Annotated in this window: 19 protein-coding genes; 7 read left to right on the top strand and 12 right to left on the bottom strand. The window is 50.4% G+C overall.

Annotated features, from left to right (window positions below; all coding sequences use genetic code 11):
- Positions 1-1611 (bottom strand): hypothetical protein, encoded by a 1611-nt coding sequence (locus JNJ77_02410; protein ID MBL8821412.1) that lies wholly within the window; start codon positions 1609-1611, stop codon positions 1-3.
- 134 nt (positions 1612-1745) lie between these two features.
- Between JNJ77_02410 and JNJ77_02405 the strand changes: the two genes are divergently transcribed.
- Both JNJ77_02405 and miaB read left to right on the top strand, forming a co-directional pair.
- Positions 1746-2480, top strand: a complete 735-nt coding sequence (locus JNJ77_02405; GenBank protein ID MBL8821411.1) for a class I SAM-dependent methyltransferase — start codon at positions 1746-1748, stop codon at positions 2478-2480.
- A 59-nt stretch (positions 2481-2539) separates the two neighbouring features.
- On the top strand, positions 2540-4021 hold the full coding sequence (gene miaB / locus JNJ77_02400) for a tRNA (N6-isopentenyl adenosine(37)-C2)-methylthiotransferase MiaB (GenBank protein ID MBL8821410.1): 1482 nt from the start codon (positions 2540-2542) through the stop codon (positions 4019-4021).
- Positions 4022-4077: 56 nt separating this feature from the next.
- On the opposite strand, the gene JNJ77_02395 is transcribed toward miaB, so the two are convergent.
- From JNJ77_02395 to rplM, 5 genes are all read right to left on the bottom strand, one after another.
- The gene (locus JNJ77_02395; GenBank protein MBL8821409.1) at positions 4078-5451 is read right to left on the bottom strand and encodes a selenium-binding family protein; all 1374 of its coding nucleotides are present in this window, start codon (positions 5449-5451) and stop codon (positions 4078-4080) included.
- 72 nt (positions 5452-5523) lie between these two features.
- On the bottom strand, positions 5524-6729 hold the full coding sequence (locus JNJ77_02390; GenBank protein ID MBL8821408.1) for a redoxin family protein: 1206 nt from the start codon (positions 6727-6729) through the stop codon (positions 5524-5526).
- Between the two features lie 204 nt (positions 6730-6933).
- Positions 6934-8469 (bottom strand): ribosome biogenesis GTPase Der, encoded by a 1536-nt coding sequence (der, locus tag JNJ77_02385; protein MBL8821407.1) that lies wholly within the window; start codon positions 8467-8469, stop codon positions 6934-6936.
- Positions 8470-8607: 138 nt separating this feature from the next.
- On the bottom strand, positions 8608-9072 hold the full coding sequence (gene rpsI, locus JNJ77_02380) for a 30S ribosomal protein S9 (GenBank protein MBL8821406.1): 465 nt from the start codon (positions 9070-9072) through the stop codon (positions 8608-8610).
- Positions 9073-9102: 30 nt separating this feature from the next.
- The gene (gene rplM, locus JNJ77_02375) at positions 9103-9543 is read right to left on the bottom strand and encodes a 50S ribosomal protein L13 (protein MBL8821405.1); all 441 of its coding nucleotides are present in this window, start codon (positions 9541-9543) and stop codon (positions 9103-9105) included.
- A 179-nt stretch (positions 9544-9722) separates the two neighbouring features.
- Here rplM and JNJ77_02370 point away from each other — a divergent pair, with 179 nt between their 5' ends.
- The 3 genes from JNJ77_02370 (at position 9723) to rplU (ending at position 12241) form a co-directional block, all read left to right on the top strand.
- Entirely contained in the window at positions 9723-10967 is a 1245-nt protein-coding gene (locus JNJ77_02370; protein MBL8821404.1) for an FAD-dependent oxidoreductase, read from the top strand.
- 14 nt (positions 10968-10981) lie between these two features.
- Entirely contained in the window at positions 10982-11824 is an 843-nt protein-coding gene (locus JNJ77_02365; protein MBL8821403.1) for a RimK family alpha-L-glutamate ligase, read from the top strand.
- A gap of 105 nt (positions 11825-11929) precedes the next feature.
- A complete protein-coding gene (gene rplU, locus JNJ77_02360) occupies positions 11930-12241 on the top strand; it encodes a 50S ribosomal protein L21 (GenBank protein MBL8821402.1) in 312 nt (103 codons plus the stop codon).
- A 60-nt stretch (positions 12242-12301) separates the two neighbouring features.
- Here rplU and JNJ77_02355 read toward each other — a convergent pair whose 3' ends face one another.
- From JNJ77_02355 to JNJ77_02345, 3 genes are all read right to left on the bottom strand, one after another.
- On the bottom strand, positions 12302-12727 hold the full coding sequence (locus tag JNJ77_02355) for a hypothetical protein (GenBank protein ID MBL8821401.1): 426 nt from the start codon (positions 12725-12727) through the stop codon (positions 12302-12304).
- Positions 12728-12729: 2 nt separating this feature from the next.
- Positions 12730-13371, bottom strand: coding sequence for a sigma-70 family RNA polymerase sigma factor (locus JNJ77_02350; GenBank protein ID MBL8821400.1), 642 nt, complete (start codon positions 13369-13371; stop codon positions 12730-12732).
- 505 nt (positions 13372-13876) lie between these two features.
- Positions 13877-14779: an isochorismatase family protein gene (locus JNJ77_02345; protein ID MBL8821399.1), complete on the bottom strand. Its 903-nt coding sequence runs from the start codon at positions 14777-14779 to the stop codon at positions 13877-13879.
- A gap of 126 nt (positions 14780-14905) precedes the next feature.
- On the opposite strand from JNJ77_02345, the gene JNJ77_02340 reads away from it, so the two are divergent.
- Complete coding sequence (locus JNJ77_02340) at positions 14906-15286, top strand: helix-turn-helix transcriptional regulator (GenBank protein ID MBL8821398.1); 381 nt, start codon at positions 14906-14908, stop codon at positions 15284-15286.
- Between the two features lie 22 nt (positions 15287-15308).
- Here JNJ77_02340 and JNJ77_02335 read toward each other — a convergent pair whose 3' ends face one another.
- From JNJ77_02335 to JNJ77_02325, 3 genes are all read right to left on the bottom strand, one after another.
- Positions 15309-15677, bottom strand: a complete 369-nt coding sequence (locus JNJ77_02335; protein ID MBL8821397.1) for a cupin domain-containing protein — start codon at positions 15675-15677, stop codon at positions 15309-15311.
- A gap of 77 nt (positions 15678-15754) precedes the next feature.
- A complete protein-coding gene (locus JNJ77_02330) occupies positions 15755-17047 on the bottom strand; it encodes a hypothetical protein (GenBank protein MBL8821396.1) in 1293 nt (430 codons plus the stop codon).
- A gap of 17 nt (positions 17048-17064) precedes the next feature.
- Positions 17065-17769 carry an HAD family hydrolase gene (locus JNJ77_02325; protein MBL8821395.1) on the bottom strand — a complete coding sequence of 235 codons (705 nt, stop codon included), beginning with the start codon at positions 17767-17769 and terminating at the stop codon, positions 17065-17067.
- A gap of 112 nt (positions 17770-17881) precedes the next feature.
- On the opposite strand from JNJ77_02325, the gene JNJ77_02320 reads away from it, so the two are divergent.
- The gene (locus tag JNJ77_02320) at positions 17882-19438 is read left to right on the top strand and encodes a M14 family metallopeptidase (GenBank protein ID MBL8821394.1); all 1557 of its coding nucleotides are present in this window, start codon (positions 17882-17884) and stop codon (positions 19436-19438) included.
- Positions 19439-19445 lie beyond the last annotated feature (7 nt).

The following is a 19445-nucleotide window of genomic DNA, read 5'->3' as shown; positions in this document are numbered from 1 at the left end:
TTACTCGTCACGTCCTTTGTTCATTGCTTCTGCCAGCTTAATGAAGTGAGTGCTGACCTGCAATTGAAAACGTAATTGATCACCACCAGAAATCGATGACTTGATCAGATCACTATCCGGCGTGGTGAACGCTGATTCAAATGCCTTGCGTACTGGCATTTCCTTGATGAACCGTGCGAAGGCCCTGGCATGCAGGTTGAATTCCATGGAAGCAGGATTAGTTGCACCAGCCTGGTTGAATGAACCAAGCAATCGCTTAACTTCTTCGGTGCTCTGCTTGCCAATACCCAGGAGTATTGCTTCATCATGGAATGCCAGGGTCAGCTTTCCTTCACCGAATACCTCTGTCATCTCCTTGGCACCTTTATCATCAGTCGGGATTGTTACCACATGCAGATTGACGCCATCTACTTTTTCAACATCCAGCTTGATGGCTTGCTTTTCCTTTTCTTTCATTTCCACAATCAATCCCTTGATCAATTCCTCAATCTGCTTGCCGTTTTTGACTCGTAGTGCAGCCAGCCCGGTCATGGGTTCTGATTCGCCATGGCTTTTCATACTGAATGCAAACTCGTAGTTCTTTGATTTCAATGTTGGTTCAATGACCTGGTACACTTTTTCAGCAATAGCTTTTTTCACTACACTTTTTTCTTCCTGGATGGCTTTGGTTACCAGGTTATCGAGCAATTTGTCGAAGTCCTTGCGTACCGTTTCATTCAACACGCCATGGTAGACGAACGAAACAGGAGCTGATGCCAGCAGGCTGGTGAATCTGCTCTTGGATTGGTTCATCGCCTGCATTTCCTGATGCAGGGGAGAACCATCTTTGGCTTTCAGAATCGAATCGATCATGAAGACATGCTTGGTGGTATCGAGAGATGCTGAAAATGAAAATGTTTCCGCGCCATTGACCAGTTGCTCAATGGCTTGCTTTGGCATATTCATCGCGACGAGACGTGCCTGATACTCAACATCGCTTTCACCTGCTTTTTTGTTTTTTTCCTTTTCGATTCCCTTGGCTACCTCAATGAGGAATTTGTCTTTCAGTTCCTGTGGTATTTCATTCAACTTCACGTGTACATGAATCAAGGCATTGGCAGGCACGGAACTGGTTAATCGAGCTGGCTCAGATGTATTTTTCAGTTCATCCTCATCCAGGCTGATAAATGCATAATCACTCTTGAATTTCAGATAGAGGCTTTGGCCGGTTGGCAATTGAATGCTGCGGACGCCATTTTCTTCCTTGCTGGGTGTAACATTCAATTTCCCCAAGAGCGCTAGAAACTCATCAACATTGCTGATGGGAACATAAGCAACAAAAGAAGGCTGTGTAGGATTAGATGGGAACTTGTTCAGGTAAAGCCCCATGCCTCGTTTAGTGTTCAGTCCCTTAAAGCCTTCGTTTTGCAGAAATGCATCAAGCAGACTATCGATCTGCTGAGCCATGTCTTCCTTGCCTGCCATTTTCAGCCCGTATTTCACGGTATCCATCAGGGTGTCTACCCCTGCAACGGAAACGGAAACCAACTGAGCATGAGCAGGCTGCAAACTGACCATCAACAAGCATATTGCCAGGGTGTATCCCCAGCTTCGAGGGTTCAACCAGTGCATGGAAACTCCTTCACAAAACGAATGTTTAGTTAACACATTCGATACCTCGAATGACCGTGAAATGTGTCGTTTTATATGCTAAAAGATAGAAATTCCCTGTTTCAGGGCGACTGATACCTTTATAAGGACACAGCATGAGCATCCTTATTTCCTTCATTCTTTTCTGCTGTGCTACTGCCGAGCAGCCTCAAGGAACAGCTAAAACCGAAAAACCACGATACGAATTCAAGCAAAACCATGACCCTGATGGCATCGGCAAATTCTACATGAACCGGGAGATTGCCCAGGTAATGGGACATCTCGGTATCGGTTGGTTGGAACGGCCTGAACGCGAGCAGGAAGAAGCACCTACTAAATTGATGAAAGCGCTAAACCTCAAACCGGGCATGGTAGTCTGCGATCTCGGTGCCGGTTCAGGTTATTTCACTTTTCGATTGTCCAAACAGGTTGGAAATACAGGCAAAGTTTATGCTGTCGATATCCAGCCCGAAATGTGTGAAGTTCTTGATAAACGAGCTAAGCAACTCAAGATCACGAACGTTGAAACGGTGTTAGGCACAGAAAAAGATCCGAAACTCCCCGCTGCTGCAATTGACCTGATTCTCATGGTCGATGTCTATCATGAGTTCAATTATCCATATGAGATGATTGAGGCTATGGTCAAAGCATTAAAGCCCGGTGGCAAAATTGTCTTTGTCGAATATCGTGGCGAAGATGCCTGGGTGCCTATCAAGCCGCTGCACAAGATGACCGAACGGCAGGTATTAATCGAAATGGAGCCTTTCCCTTTGAAACATAAAGGGACACTGCGTATTCTACCCCGACAACACATCATCATTATGGAAAAGACTGTAGATCAGAAAAAATAGGTCCTTTTCGCTGATACTGATCTGCCGGAAATGAACTAATCCATCATACAATACACCTTATGCCGAAACTCTTTATCGATACCGTTGGCTGTCAGATGAATGTGCTGGACAGTGAGCTTGTCGTGGGCAGCCTGCGACGACAAGGGTATGAACTCACTTCCGATCCACGTTCTGCTGATGTCATTCTGTTTAATACCTGCTCAGTCCGTGAACACGCGGAAGAGAAGATCTATTCTGCCCTCGGTACGCTCAAAGGTCACAAGGAAGCTCATCCGGAAAAAATCATTGGCGTTTTGGGGTGCATGGCCCAGAAAGATCAGGCCATTGTCACGAAACGGGCACCGTATGTTGATATCGTGTGTGGCCCAGGACAGTTGGCGCGTGTTCCTGAATTGATTCAAGAAGTGCACAAAACACGCAAAAAGCAATATGCCTTTTCCTTAGGCAGGACTGCTGCAGGCAAACTCGAAGTTACTCAAAGCTTTGAAAGCTATGATCCCAATCGCGATCCCACCATGCGGCCGACGCCATTTCAGGCATATGTCCGTATACAGTTGGGATGTGACAAGTTCTGCACGTATTGCATAGTGCCTAGCGTCCGTGGTCCTGAACAGGGACGACACCCTGACCACATCCTGGCTGAAGTTAGACAACTGGCCAGCGAAGGTTGCAAAGAAGTGACTCTCCTGGGTCAAACGGTCAACAGCTACCGATATACTCACGGTGACGGCAGAAAAGTCAGACTTTCTGACCTCATGTACCAGATTCAGGAAATCGCAGGCATCGAGCGTATCAAGTTTGTCACCAGCTTCCCCAAAGACATGACCGATGACCTCATCCAGGCGGTTCGTGATCTACCCAAAGCCTGCAAGTATCTGCATGTACCGGCACAGCATGGCGACAATATCATGCTGAAGAAAATGAAAAGACTGTATTCCGTTGAATTTTACAAGGACATGGTACTTCGCTGCCGGGAAGCCATCCCCGATGTCGCCATCAGCAGCGACTTTATTGTCGGCTTCTGTGGCGAGACTGAAGAGCAGTTTCTAACGTGTGGCGAATTGATCCGATTTGCTAAATTCAAGAACAGCTACATCTTCAAATACAGCCCGCGTCGAGGCACTAAGGCTGATGAACTGTTTGAAGACGATATTCCAGAAGAGATCAAAAAGCGTCGCAATAATGAGTTGTTAGCTGTCCAGGCTGAAATCAGCGCTGCTGATCATCAGCGACAATTAGGAACCAAAGTGCAAGTCCTGGTTGAAGGCCCTAGCAAGGCTGCACTCAAGGAGCAGGGACAAGCTGCATATTCCGAGATGACCCAATTGACTGGTCGAACCATGACCGATCATATCGTGGTGTTTGATGGACACCCTCGGCTGATTGGGCAGACTGTTTCAGTGCAAGTTGACGAAGCCACGCCCTGGACATTGTTCGGTTCTGTTATGACTGCTGAGCAGGTTACAGTAACAGGCGATACTATTCCGCCTGTCTCACTTATATCTACACCTACCCGTCGCATTGAATTGTCGTTGGCATAAATAGAAAAACCCCTGATGTCCATGAGGCGATCAGGGGTTTGTTGATGTTTGTAGTATTAAGCAGAGATGTCAGAAGTACAATCACCACCCGGATAACGCATTTCATGAGCCCGTGCAGGACCTTGTGGCTCTTTGCCAAAATCAATCACGAACTTTTCATTCACTTTTAAGCCGCCAGCCTCAGTGTTGCAGTCGACTTGGATGAGCCAAGAGCCTTCGCTTGCCATCTTGGGATAAAACATGTTATCCCAGGAGCTGAACAGTGAATTGGTGACATACAATCTCTTGCCATCCTTGCTGAGCTGAATCATCTGCGGGCCACCACCAATGCCTGGAATCGCAGGCGTTTTCCCAATCACACCACCCAGCCAGACCTGACCGACGAGTTTAGGCTTGGCGGGATCGGAAATATCATACTGTCGTATATCGCCGTGCAACCAATTGGAAAAATAGAGGAAGCGATCATCCAGCGAGATCAGCAAATCGGTAATCAGGCCTGGCACAGGGAAGCTCCAGCCAGGCACATCCTTGGCTGGTTCCACGACAATCACCTTGTCCGCCTTCCATTTGCCCTCAGCGGTTTTGTTCCAGTGCCACATGGTGCTGGATAATGCTGCACCGACGTACCCTTGTGCGCTATCTGGATTATGATGGAATCTCACTTCGAGTGGAATCAATCCTTCATTACCCAGATTGATCGTCTGAATGATCTTCCTGGCCTTCCAATCCCAGAAGTGAATCTGCTGGCCATACTTTCCTGCAGGAACATCCTCCAACTTGAAACCCGGCTTAAAGGTATTGGGTGCCGACCATTCACTGCTGACCATGACATTATGTCGAGGCTGATACCAGAAGTCATAGTTGTATTTCATGCCGGTGCTGTCAGTTTCCCAGCGGCCCAGCACTTCGAAATTCTTGCTCATCAACAGGAAGCCGCCAGGCCCATTTCCATCGGCATCGCCCAGCATGGAAATCATGATGTGACCATCAGCCAGGCAATGAATCGTATGTGGTGCCGAGAGGTTTGCTTTCTTCTTTACCTCTTCCGGCTCAATCACTTTATGTATTTTTGGCTCGCGGGGGTTGGCCATATCCAGAACATGAATCCGGCTTGATTGGAAACCTGGAACAATCATGTACTTGTGACGCGCTGCAGGATCATCGCACGATCCGCAGGCTGACCATCCAAAATGATGCAGTTCATCTCCCACGTTGGGCATCGGCAAACGATGAATGATCTTTGCATAAGTGGGAGAAGCGGGGTCGGCGTCTATGGTTGCCAGGTAATCGGGGGCATTGATTTTAGTTCCAGCATATAGAGCAACCACATACAACAGCTTTTCCCGTTCATTTTCGACAGGAGCCGCACTAGCTATTTTCGCGCCAAGTAGAGATGCAGAGGTAGCAGCCAGGAAATCACGACGATTCATAACTAGACTCCAGCAGATAAAGCAACAGCTTTACTCTATTCAAGAATGCTGAAGTGTGAAAGCAATTTACCGTTAGCGGAGATGCCTTTTTAATTCCTGCTCTAATGCAAGCTTGGTGTCAGGATTGAAACCTGCCCGCCTCCACAATTCGCGACCGTTTTCGTCAAACAATATCAGCGTGGGATATTGCTCGCATTTGAAAACCTGCATGGCAGGCTGTCCAGGCTGTTCCATCAACAAGGGATAATCGACTCCCTTTTGACCTGTGCGCCATCGAATTTTTGCTGCAGCATCTTCCATTTTACCTTTTTCATCGACAGCAATACCCACCACCACCAAGCCTTTGCTACTATAAGCTCGTTGAATTTTCATCAATTCCGGCATGGCATCAATACAGGGAATGCAATCGGTATTCCACAATTCGACCAGGGTCAAACTGCCTCGGTACCGAGAAAGCGCTGTTGGTTTGCCATCCAGATCGTAGAACGGGAAGTCAAAGTAGTTCACGCTTCCAAATTCTGATTTGCTTCTCGGCTCACCAGGTATGCTGTTGCCCGGCCCGCGAATGTTCATGATCGGCGGAGTTACTTTTGATTCCTGCGTAATGTATTCCTGTTTGACAGGAGTTGACGATGCAGGACTGGTTGGTTCAGTCGTAACAGGATTACCCAAGCGTGGACTCAGCGTTGAAGAAGGAGTGTTCTTCGGAGGCTGTTTCAATTCAGGCGCTGCACCAAGTCGATCTCCCTGCCCCGTTGCAGCTGGGTTCCCCCTCGACCAGTTTTGATTATCATCTGCACCAGCAATGCTGCTGTGCTTACCTCCAACAGAACCACTCATGCCGGTTGCTTTAGCATCAGTCTCAGTTCTCGAATCGTTCAGCTTCACCAAAACCACAACATTGGGAGCAGTAGCTTCAGTACTACCGGTGCTGACAACACCACCATTCTGAGATTTCGCCTGGATGCGATACCGCTTGCCTGATACCAGGCTGCTGACTGTGAAATAGCCTTGATCGTTGGAGATGGCATTGATCGATTCGCCACCATCCACCGGTTGTAAAGTCAGATTGATGCCACCCCGCCGTTGGTTGAACGTGTCAACGACTTGCCCCGCAATCACTGCCTGCCGGCTTGTTACATTACTGTTGTCACTGGGTGGTGGCGGCCTGGTGCCAGACATTCCCTGCGATGATGCAGAGTCGTTCTTGGGAAAAAGCCCACATCCCATGATGGTAGTTGCACCAGCCAATGTTATGTAAAGCCACCAGGTACGCACGAGAACCTCGAAATTACTAACTACCACCTGAAGTATTCTCGCCGAGCGTAAGAAGGTCAACTCTGCAGTGCCTGCAACAGCAAAGGCTAACCGAGCCAACCATGCTGTTGCCTGCAAGGTCAGCGCATATTCTCAGCGAGTTTGAGGGAAATAGCGAAAATAGAGACAAAGTGCAAGAGGGAAGTTGCTGGCTGTCTGCAATCGTTAAATATCACGCCAAATGTCTTCTCGCTTTTCTTCCTGTTTCCATTTAGCAGGCTTACTGGATCGCCTAACCGCCTTTTTCTTCATTTCCTCCTCGGTTTCCAGTTTCTTCAATGAACGCACCTTATTGGGGGCTTTAACCTTCTTTTGTGGAGGACTGTGAATTCGGCGAGGCTTGGCGGGAAGGTCCTCACTGACATCGGGGAGTGCATTATCGCCTTTCACTCGCCACATAAATCGGATGGGAACCTCGGTGAACGGCAATTCATCACGCATGCATTTGAGTAGATACCGCTGATAAGGCTCAGCAAACACATCATGTACATTGGTGAACAAAATTATCGTTGGCGGACAGATATCTGTCTGCGTCGCGTAATACAATTTTGGAATCTTGCCGTGCCGCATGGAGGGTGGTCTGCGTTCGATGGCCCGTCGCAACACGTCATTTAGTTTCGCTGTGCTGACACGTGTTTGTGCCTGCTTGAATAATGATTGGGCCAGGTTCAGCACCATCTGCACATTCTTCTGGTGCATCGCTGTGGTAAAAGCAATCGGCACATGTTCCAGTGCCGGGAATGTCTTACGCAGATATTCTCCCCACTCACCTGTGAGCTTACCCTGCTTCTTGAGAAGGTCCCATTTGTTAACCACAAAGATGGCAGGCTTGTGATTCTCAGCAATGTAAGCCACCAGTTGCTTGTCTACCACGCTGGTAGTGTTTTCAGCATCGAAGAACAAGAGTACCACATCAGCACGGCGAATGGACCGCTCCGCGCGTGCCAGGCTGTAGAATTCAATGCTGTCTGCCACGCTTGATTTCCGGCGAACGCCCGCGGTATCAATGGCGACAAACGATTTGCCATCACGTTCAAAACGGACATCAATACTGTCGCGTGTGGTACCAGCGACTTCACTGACAATAACCCGCTCTTCATTGGCCAGCGCATTGATAAACGTGCTTTTGCCAACATTCCTGCGACCAACGATAGCTATTTTCAGTTCTGCTTCAGTAGGCGCCGCCAGGTCATCCCAATCTTTGGGCAACGCTTCCTTGATGGCTTCAAGCAGGTCTGACCTTCCCCTGCCCTGGTGTGCACTGACCATGATGAATGGTTCGTAACCAAAACTTCTGAATTCCTGTGCGTTGCTTTCGTACTTGTCCACATCGCATTTGTTGACAACCATCAATACCGGCTTATTCACAAGCCGCAGTTTCTTGGCAACCAGTTCATCCAGCGGCATGATGCCATCCCTTGCATCTGTCACAAACAAGATGATGGCAGCTTCCCGGATGGCTACTGCAATCTGCTTTTCGACATCTTCGGTCAGGTTATCACGATCTATTACCCCCATGCCACCTGTATCGATCAGTTCCACCCAACAGTTCTCATCGAGTTCAATGGGCGTACACAAGCGGTCGCGGGTAACGCCGGGCGTAGGCTCCACGATGCTGATTCTGATGCCCGCAAGCCAGTTAAACAGCGAGGATTTGCCCACATTCGGGCGACCAACGATAGCTACTTTCGGCAATGACATGTTTCGTTACACTTCTTGAACTTCTTCTGTCAGACTATGGAATACAGCTGATTATTCAGGAGTCGGTTAATGTGAGTCGAAAAGCAACAGCCACGAGTGTTACTCGTGGCTGTAAGGTGCAAATCCAATGGTGGTGGCTTATCGCTTGGAGAACTGGAAGCTGCGGCGAGCACCCTTGCGGCCATACTTCTTACGTTCCTTCATACGGGCATCGCGGGTCAAGAGGCCAGCTTTGCGGAGCCTTCGGCTCACTGGCAATTTTTCAGGTGATGCTTCACCTTCAGCCGGAGGTGTTGCCTCAGCATCACCTTCGGTTGGTTTCTTCATCTTGGTAATGGCACGAGCCAGACCCTGTGCAATCGCTCCTGCCTGTCCGGTAGTTCCACCACCGTGTACATTGCAGTGAACGTCGAGCTTTTTAAACATTTCAGCAACACGCAGTGGCAGTTCAGCACGGCTGCGGTCTTTGGGAATACGGAAGAAATCATCGATAGCACGATCATTGACCGTGAATTTGCCTTTACCATCGGTGATGCGGACACGGGCTACCGATGTTTTGCGTCGACCTGTCGACCAGACGAAGTTATTGGGAATCGTCGCCATACTAATCCAGATCCTTCAAAATTCCTGGAGTTACCAGGTTGCTTCGGGTTTAAGATCAACAGGTTCCTGCGCCTGATGCGGATGCTTGGGACCTGAGTATATTTTCAGTTTGGTTAGCATGTTTCTAGCCAGATTGGTCTTGGGAAGCATGCGTCTCACTGCTTCGCGAAGCACCAGTTCTGGCTTCTTCTCAAGGATTTCGCGTACAGGTCGTACCTTGCGACCACCGGGATAGCCGGTGAAGTGCTGGTAGACCTTCTGATCCAACTTATTGCCAGTCAGCACGACTTTTTCGCAGTTCGTCACCACGACAAAATCGCCTGTATCGACATGCGGCGTGTATTCTGGACGGTGCTTGCCACAAAGTATGCGGGCAATTTTAACTGCCAGGCGACCAACAACCTGGTTCTCGGCATTGATGTGATGCCATTTCTTGTTCAAGTCGGCTGGCTTGGCCAGATAGCATTTCATGTGCAAAATCCATCGAAAATCAGAGGGCGAGTGAGTTCCACTCGCCCTGCGAGAATATCTCGTTCAGAGTTTTGTTTCGACTATCAATTTAGGGGCATTAGTGACTTCGTCAAGCAATTTGGCGATATTTCTTGCGTGAGACAAATCCCCTGAATTTTCAGCTCATTACATACAATACTATGATGCATATTCTCATTATTGGTAGTGGTGTCATAGGGGCAACCACTGCCTATTTTTTGACCAAAGCAGGCTGTAAAGTCACCCTGATCGACCAGGGCACCTTTGCTTGCGGCGCCTCACACGGCAATTGCGGCTACGTCTGCCCCAGCCATGTTTTGCCGCTGGCAGTACCGGGGGCAGTCAAATCGACTATGAAAGCCATGCTCGCCCCGGATTCGCCATTCAGCGTTCGCCCAGCTGTCAACTTTGCCCTTTGGGGCTGGCTGCTACAGTTTGCCAGACGGTGCAATGCCAAGCAGATGATGAAGTCTGCAACAGCCATCCACGCATTGCTGCAATCGTCCAGAAAACTCTATGCCGACCTATTTGCACAGGAAACATTTGACGCCAACTGGCAGACCAAAGGCATTCTTTTTGCATTTCAGACCAAAAAAGCACATGAACACTACGAGGAAATCAATGATCTGCTGAGCAAAGAATTCCATGTTTCAGCAAAGCGCTACGATGGCGATGAAGTTCAGCGACTGGAACCTGCGCTGAAGCCAGGCTTAGCCGGCGGCTGGCATTACGAAAATGATGCACACCTCAGGCCAGACAAGCTCATGCAAGCCTGGAAGCATTGGCTGCTGCAAAATAAGGTGGACGTTCTTGAACACCGCAAGTTGACCGGCTTGCTCTCTGAGGGGAACACCGTCCGTGGGGTCAAGACAGATCATGGTGAACTTGAGGGAACACATGTTGTAGTCGCTACCGGGGCCTGGACACCAATGCTTAATGAAATGCTCCAGTGCAAAGTTCCCATTCAGCCGGGTAAAGGATATTCCTTGACCATGTCTCGCCCTGCCATCTGCCCGGAAATTCCATTGATCTTTGAAGAACATCGCGTAGCAGTAACACCCTTCAGTGATGGCTTACGTCTAGGCTCCATCATGGAATTTGCAGGCTATGATGCCAGCATGAATCCACGCCGAGTGGAACTGTTACGACAAGGTGCCAGTCATTACCTGCAGAACCCCACGGGTGAAACCGTTCTGGAACAATGGTGGGGCTGGAGACCAATGACATACGATAGCGTGCCCATCATCGGTCCGCTGCCTGCCTTTCAGAATGTCATCCTAGCAACAGGCCACAGCATGCTCGGCCTCAGCCTGGCTACAGGTACAGGCAAACTGGTCACGGAGATGATCCTCCAGGAACAGCCACATGTCGATCCAGCCCCCTATTCTGTTCGCCGTTTCCTGTAGGAATCACGTTGCCCATGCGCATTGGCATTTTATCTGGACAACCCGGCTGGCATGTGCAGGATTTATTACGTGCTGCAGCTGAACTCGACATCAAGGCAACCTGGCTTGATATCAGCCAGCTTGGTTCGAATGATAACTTGCACAGCTATGATGCTTTGCTCATCCGCAGTTTCCCTGCTGGCAGTTTTGAACAGACGCTGTTTCGCCTGTCACTGCTTTACCACGCTAAACGATCTGGCCAGCGAATCATCAACTCCCCTGCCTCGTTTGAAGCCTGCATCGATAAATACGCAACCACGGCCCGACTGCAGTCTGCTGGGCTGCCAGTGCCGAAGACCATCTGCTGTCAAACCATCGATTCAGCCATGAAGGCATTTCAGGAGTTAGGAAAAGATATTGTCATCAAGCCCCTGTTCGGCTCCGAGGGCAAAGGCATCTTTCGAGTCACTGATGAAGATGCAGCCTGGCGGGCTTTCTCCATGCTTCATCAAATGGGTGCTGTCATGTACCTCCAACAGTACATAGAGCATGGCGGCTACGATCTGCGTGTTCTGGTACTCGATGGACAGATTCTAGGTGCTATCAGGCGAAGCCATGCATATGATTGGCGGACTAACCTAGCACGCGGAGCCAAACCAGATGTTGTAACTTTATCCCCGGAAGATGAATCTCTTGCACTGCAAGCCACTTCGTGTGTCGGAACCATTATTGCGGGAGTGGATATTCTGCATTTCCAATGCACTCATTCGAGTTATCTGCTCGAAATCAACGGCGTTCCAGGATGGAAAGGCTTTACACAGGCCACAGGCATAGATGTGGCAACTTTGCTGCTGAAATGCATCAAAAACAGCCTGTAGGTGAGGCTTTTGGCAGACTAATCCATGCTTCCCCTAGCCAATCTCAAGCTTAATAGTAAATTATTCTTTCTGGTTTTTGCCTGTTTTTACCTTTGAGATTCTGCAATGTACGCTGTGTTTGAGAACGGTTCTCACCAATACCGGGTCAGCGAAGGCGAAATGGTTCAAGTCGATTTCCGCGATGGTGCTGAACCGGGACAAGAAGTGATTTTTGACCATGTCCTGCTGGTACAAAGCAATGCAGGCACCAAGATTGGCCGTCCTTATGTGACCGGCGCCAAGATCGTTGGGGAAATCATCGACCATACTTCTGAGAAACTTCGCGTGGTCAAGTTCAAACGCCGCAAACGCTATCGCCGCAACAAAGGCCATCGTCAGCACTATACTGCTGTGAAAATCAATCAGATTGTTGAATAGAAAAACCCTGCATCAACAAAACCCTCGTCAGGGTGACGAGGGTTTATTCTTGCGCACGATCTATCGCTTTTTGCCAGGCAGCAAACCAGCACTCGATGCAAACATCTTCTGCCTGCGCAGTTTCACGTGCGTTTTGGATTCCTTGCTCAGTTCCTGCAGATCAGCAAGATTGGATTGGCAATATCCACAGCCAATGCTTTTGATGTGAAAGTGGATGTAGTCGGTGTAATCGCTGTCCAGAATACCCATCACCAGATTGCCCAAGTCTTCCCGTGTCGGACAGGTAAGCCTCTGTCGTCGCCAGATGGCGCCCAGGCTGTGTTCACCCCGTTCACGGTCTTCCATCAAACGCATGAGCGCATTGCGTAACGGCATCGATTCGCGAAGGGCCTTTTCCACTTTGGATGACATTTCCTCGGACAATGCTTCATCAAGGAAACCATGCAAATCTTCCAGAGTTATTTTCTGCACTGATTGGTTTGCCATGATTACACCTGTTCCTGCTCTTGCTTCAATCCGGGGAACACTTCGATGGGCAGACCGGCTTCTTGAATCTTTTCGGTAATTTTTCTCACTGCAGCGAAGCGAATGTTGGCAACCTGCTGGTCTTTGATGTCCAGGAATTCTGCAACGTCTTTATTGCTCCAGCCTGCAACAAAAAGCAGTTCCAGCACTTTTATCCTCAAGAAATCTCCCTGCTTGCGCCAATCGAGAAGCATTTCATTCAATGCTTCGGTTAACGCAATCTCCTCAAGAGCCACTCGCTCCCTGCTACGTGCCATGCTGGAAACACGAGGACGATGATCGGTCTTTCCTTCAAAGAATTCCTGCCCATCCGGGATATGTTGCAGCGGATGCCTGCCCAGCTTTCGCAGGTAATCTGTTAATTTGTGCGCAGCAATCGTAAAGAGATAAGTCTGCAAATCGCGTTGTTCATCAAAATTGGGCAAACTGTTCAAGAATCCCACAAACGTTTCCTGAACTATATCCTCAGCCTGCGAACGATCACTGAGTCTGCGCCTGGCAAATGCCAGCAATCGACCTTCGTATCGATCAATCAGTCGTTGCCAGGCTTCCGCATCGCCTTTTCGGATGTCCTGCACCAGGATTTTATCGCTCTCTGAAGCCATGTCGCTGCCTGTTGGCAAAAGAACGTTTGTTACGTCACTCCATCCACTATTCCTCTAATCTAGCAACGAAACACAGGAAAAGCATCAAAAAGCCATGTTCAAGTTATCCGGGTAGACCAACCGTATCGACCATGCCGATGAGACAGCCCATTGACGGTACACATTCAAATATTTGATGAGTTGTTACACTGCGACAGGAATCAAGTGCCGATGAGAACATTGCAACACGATGCACAACCCGAAAGCAAGTGGCACCCAAGGCAGGAACGAAGGTTAGCTCCCCCTCTAACGCTTCATTAGTCCTGTCAGCAGTCTCTCCCCCAAGACTGCCTCCTTGTTCCCCGAGATAGCCGACCATGTGCGTGGTCGGCTATCTTCGTTTTGATGCGAAACTGTCCGGGTGGCACTGCCTATCCAACAACTTTGCGCCATGGCACTGCTTGTGTAGTACTGTTCGGACCGGACATAGTACCTAAAGCAGTACCACTCAACCCTCACAAAACGTTTATTTCTTGCGGAACTCGACGCCGTACTTTGCTGCCGAATTAACCGCCTTCTTGATGTCCTCCGCGGTGGAAAGCGGCGGTCCCGAGTCGCCATCCTTCACCGGCGTCCCCACCTCCAGAAACCACTTCTCGAAGCCACCAGGCGTGTAGGTCAGGATCATTCTCGTCGGCTTGTCGCTGACGTTCTTGAAGTAGTGCTCAACTCCCCGAGGCATGTGAACCCACGCCCCGGCCTTTACTTCGTACTTCTTGCCGTCGAGGAAAGCCACCAGTTCGCCCTCCACGACGTAGATCGTCTCGTCTTCCTTGGAATGAGTGTGCGGCGGCGGGCCGCCACCGGGCGGAATCACGTCCTCGAAGACCGAGTACGCCCCGCCGGTGTCCTCGGCTTTTACCTTGACCGTCACCTTGACCCCCAACGCCCACACCTTTTCGCCTTCGCCGTCCGCTACGACCTTCGGCTTCGAGGTTTTCGGCTTCGGCTCGTCGGCACCGACCGGCGACGGGGCGACGGTCGCCCCGGTCAGCATCCCGGCCCCAGCCAGCAGGCACACGTCGGTCGTCACCCCGGCCATGATGAGGTGCTTGCGGCCCGTCCGCTCGACCGCCGCCTTGAAGTTCGGGTCGGCCCATGCGTTGACGATCCCGGCCCGCCGGACCCGTGAGGCGAACGCTTCGGGCAGCAAGTCCGCTAGTTCCGGCAGGAGCGGGCCTTGCAAGTTCTCCTCCTGTGAACTCGTAAGCACGACCGGAATCTTGAGTATCTTGGCCGTCTTCGCAAGGGCTAAGGTGTTCCGCTTCGCCACCTCCAGCGGCAGGTTCTTGATGAGCTTCATCGTGCCGGTCTGGTGGTCGATCAGCAGCAAGGCCGAGTTTTCTGCGGTGAACGCTTCAGTTGACATTACCTTTCCCCGGATTTCTGTCGGACGACGGGCGATGGCCCTTCCACTAAGCACATCCTAGCCGTAGGATTATATTGATCAAGTAGGCACCTTTTGGTGCCCTAGATATCATTTGGAGACTGAGCGATGCCCGATGAAGAGCACACCCCACTCTGTGTTCTCGATGAAGATTGTCCGCTGTGGATGATGTTCGATCTGGTGGGCGACCGCTGGACTTCGAGCGTACTGTTCGTCATCGGGGATGGGGTGAAGCGGTATAGTGACCTCCAGCGGCAGATCCCCGGCGTGAGCAAGAAGATGCTGACCCAGACGCTCCGCAACCTCGAACGGGGCGGGCTGGTGAGTCGGAAGGTGTACGCCGTCGTGCCGCCGAAGACAGAATACCGGCTGACGGCGGTGGGCAAGAGTATTCTCCAGCCCATCGGGGCACTGGCGGACTGGGCGGTTCGGCACCAGCGGGAGTTGCGGGCGATCCACGCCCGACAGAAAAATGCCGTTCCTCATTAAAGGCCGTAGAGGGCGTTCCGGCTCAGGTGTGTCCCGGCACTCTGATCTGGCCCCCGTAGCTCGGGGCAACCGCCCGCAACTGCTCGATATCATCATGCGTTGACGGTAAGGCAGTCGTCGCTCCCTCGGCCAGCGGTACCCCGACCTCGAAGAAAATGTGTTTCAGGCCGGCAGGGACAACCGAAATCAGGATCTTGGCCGGGCTGTCGCTCTCGTTACTGAAGCTGTGCAGCGTCCCGACCGGCATGCTGGCGAACGTCCTCGCAGTGGCGACGACTCGCTCGCCGTTGACGGTGATCTCGTCTTCGAGAACGTAGAAGCCTTCTTCCTCCCGGCTGTGGACGTGCGGCAACTGGCCACCGCCCATAGGCTGGGTGGCATTGCTATCCATCAGCTATGTGCCGTGTAACTGCTTCACGTAATCGTGAAACAGTGACAGGTAGATAGCTATCTTCGATTGAAGAAACATCACCTCCTCAAAAAATGCTTAATCCCTTCCTGCAGTATCACTTCACTTTCAGGCGATACCCAGCTTGCAGTCACTTCATATCCACCCTGTGGATATGCTGCTGCAGTGGGAATATACCAAGGCCCACCATCACCGTAGGCTGCACAGCAGATGATCGCTTCCGCGAGTTGATACCTTGCATAAATCTGGTACTCGATAAAGCACTCGCCAGGCAGATGAATCAACCGAATGTGCCGATTGATCAGCATTCCGTTCAGAAAAATCGGAACCCGTGCCTGGTGTTGTTTCAGATAGGACAACTGCATCGCAGCACGGATACGGTTGGCGTTTGATTCCTTAGCATTCTCGATCACCTTGCGAATGTCCGCTTCGTTCAAGTCAGCACGAGGCGGCAAATGAACCGGTTTGCTTCGCCATTCCCAGTGAGTCAACACTTCACGATTCAGCTCATGATCTGATTCGACCATGGTTTTGTGTATGCGCTCTGCCAGTTCTGCTCGTCGCTCAGGCTGGCCATCGTTGTACTTGCCAGCTGCAATATTTCCTGAACAACCCGTGAAATAGAGGTGTGGCACCCCTTCATCTTCAGCACATTTTTCCCGTGCCAGCCCGACAAAGTCTGCATTCACCACGCCATCGCCATAGTAGCTCATCGGATGGACGGCATAATAATGAATCGAAATCAGCTTGGAATCTTCGTTCCAGAAGCTGACAGTTCGCAGCCAGGGGTCAATCTCTCCCTCCGGTGCATCGCGTAACTTTTCATCCTTGCAGGAACTCGCACGCCAGCCACTGATCTTTCCATCCGGTCCAATGAGCCGACGGTTGCTCGCTACTTTTGTCACTTTGGCGCTGCCATGCTGAATGTGAGTCACCTTCTGCAGTCTGGTCAAACTTTCTTCGATTGTCTTGGCAACCTTTTGCTGAATCTGTTCGAACCATTTGACATCGACACTCGCTGGCAGGTTTTTCTGCTCAGCGACCCATTGCTGGGCCACGGTATCGACAAATGGAGCATTGTGCTGATGGACACAGTGCAATGCAACCCGCTCCGGAGTGGTGTGAGCAGCCTTGGCAATTACCTTCGTAAAATCGACATGTGCCTGGTTCAATACTCCTGTCCAATCGAGACAGGCCAATACCACCGGCGCTTCGGGGCCTTGCAGCACACAACCGATGCAGTAAAGCGGTGTGCCAATTTTGCTGGCTGGTTTGATCCAGCCACCACATAACGGATGTTCCAGCGGACAGGTGACATCGACCTTAAACACTGCCATGAACGTATCAGGCATGATTCTCTCCTGATGATTCAGCCCATCTTCCACTGTTGCAGAAACAAACGCAAGTCGTTTGGCGTTTCCAAGGCGTGATCCGGCCTGGCTGCAAGCGTAGCGCTTTTATCAAATGCTCCCCACAGTGCGGCAATGCTCGTTACGCCGGCACAGTGGGCTGCCTGGATATCTGCAGGATGATCTCCCACCATGATCGTTTGCGATGGCTGAGCATTCATTTGCTTCATGGTTTGAATGATTCCATCTGGCGCAGGCTTACTAGCGGGCACATCTTCGCTGGTCGTAATGATGCCAAATGCATTGAGCAGATCGAACTGCTCCAATGTCTCGATGGCTGATGCCCTACCCTTTCCGGTAAAGATAGCCATTGGCCAATCACGCTGTTGAGCATCTTCCATGACTTCTTTCATCCCCTTAAACAGATGAACGGCTCCGTTTTCAACTCCTTGCCGATACTGGGAGTGGAATCGTTTCGCTGCAGACTCTATATCCTGCTCAGCAATTGGATTGAGTGTCGTATTCTCCTTTTCAGATGCTCTCAGAACTCTGGCAATGCACTCATTTTCACTCGGCCCAAACGATGCAACTATAGACTTGCCTGTTGGCATCTGTTTTAACAATGGGGCAACCGCATCCTGAAAGCACTTGATGATAAAGTCCAGACTGTTGACGATAGTACCATCCAGGTCGAGGATTAATAATGTTGAATTCGTCTTCATCATGCTGTTTCATCTTCCGTGACTGTGAACGGGGCGAGTTCATCTTATCACTGGAGAGCCACTCTGGAACTTCGTACAAAAGCCAAGTAATCAACTTATGCACAAGGCCTCACACATGAAGGTTTATTCGCTTCTCATCTCGTTTGTGTTTATCGGCTCGTTCGCTTCAGCAATCGATATTCCAAGGGAACTGCTGACCGTTGCCGAATCTTCCAATTTCGAAGCCACCTCCAAGCACGATGAAGTTATTGGTTTATGCGAACGGCTTGCAAAAGCTTCACCCAACATCAAGTTGCTGGTCGATTCAGGCACCACGGTAGAAGGCAAAAAGTTGCCTTTGCTGGTGATTGCCGACCCACCCCTTTCCTCTCCAGAAGTAGCAGTGAAATCGGGGAAGGTCATCGTGATGGCATTCGCCAACATTCATGCTGGAGAATGCGATGGCAAAGAAGGCGTACTGATGCTGGCCCGGGAAATTGGCCTGGCAGAACATCATCCAGCTTTGAAAAACGTCATCTTCCTCGTTTACCCCAACCTGAACGCTGATGGCAACGACCGATTCAAGTTGACCAATCGACCCGGCCAGCAGGGCCCTGCTCAAGGAATGGGTATCCGAGCTAACGCCAATGGACTCGATCTCAATCGTGATTTCGTCAAGCTCGATTCACCCGAAATCAGCAGTCTGGTAAAGCTGTTCGATACCTGGAATCCCCACATCATTATTGATTTGCATACTACGAACGGTTCCCAACACCGGCATACGATCACGCATGATACCAGCAAGCATCCTGCATGTGATGCAGCCATCATCAAGCTGGCCAACGAGAAGATGATTCCCGAACTGAACGAAAGGCTCGACAAAAAAGGTGGATGGAAAGGCTTCTTCTATGGCAACTTCAATCGAGACAAAACCGTTTGGGAAACCTACGGCCATCAACCTCGCTTCAGCGTACAGTATTGTGCTCTCCGCCAGCGTATCGGCATTTTGAGCGAATCTTACTCCTATGCTTCCTACCGTGACCGAGTTTTGGCCAGCAAGGATTTTGTGAATGTCATTGTCGATTACGCTGCTGCTCATCACCAGGAGATCATAAAAACACTTTCAGAAGCAGCCAAACGGCAAGCAGAAGCCACTCAAGAGGTTGCTCTTCGGGCCAAGCTGATACCCATGCCTGGTCGCTACACGGTTTTGGGCTTTGCAGAAAAAGAGGAGAATGGCAAACGGGTTCGAACCACTTTACCTGCTGAGTATACCGTCAGTTATGTAGGCGGCGTGGAAGCAACGGTCAAAGTAGCCCGCCCCGCTGCTTATTGCATTCCGGCCAGTTACGGCAATGTTGTCGATAACCTAAAACGGCATGGCATCGCCTTTGAAACTACCTCGACCGAGAAGGAATTACCAGTTGAAGTCTACCGTGTCACCAAAGTCACCAAAAGCCAGAGCGAGTATCAGAAACATCGGCTGGTTACACTCGAAGTGGAACCTGCTCGAAAAGATACAAGAAAAATACCAGCAGGCTCCATTCTGGTGCGAACCAGCCATCCACTGGGCAATTTGGCTAGTTTTCTGCTTGAGCCAAGTTCAGAAGATGGCCTGGCTGTCTGGAACTATTTCGATGACGGCCTCAAAGAAGGAGAAGATTTTCCAGTATTAAGAATCCCGGGATTCTAACAATCCT

Source organism: Planctomycetia bacterium, assembly GCA_016795155.1.
GTDB lineage: Bacteria > Planctomycetota > Planctomycetia > Gemmatales > HRBIN36 > JAEUIE01.
The sequence above is the reverse complement of the archived record's forward strand: the minus strand, read 5'-3'. Positions and strand labels throughout refer to the sequence as shown.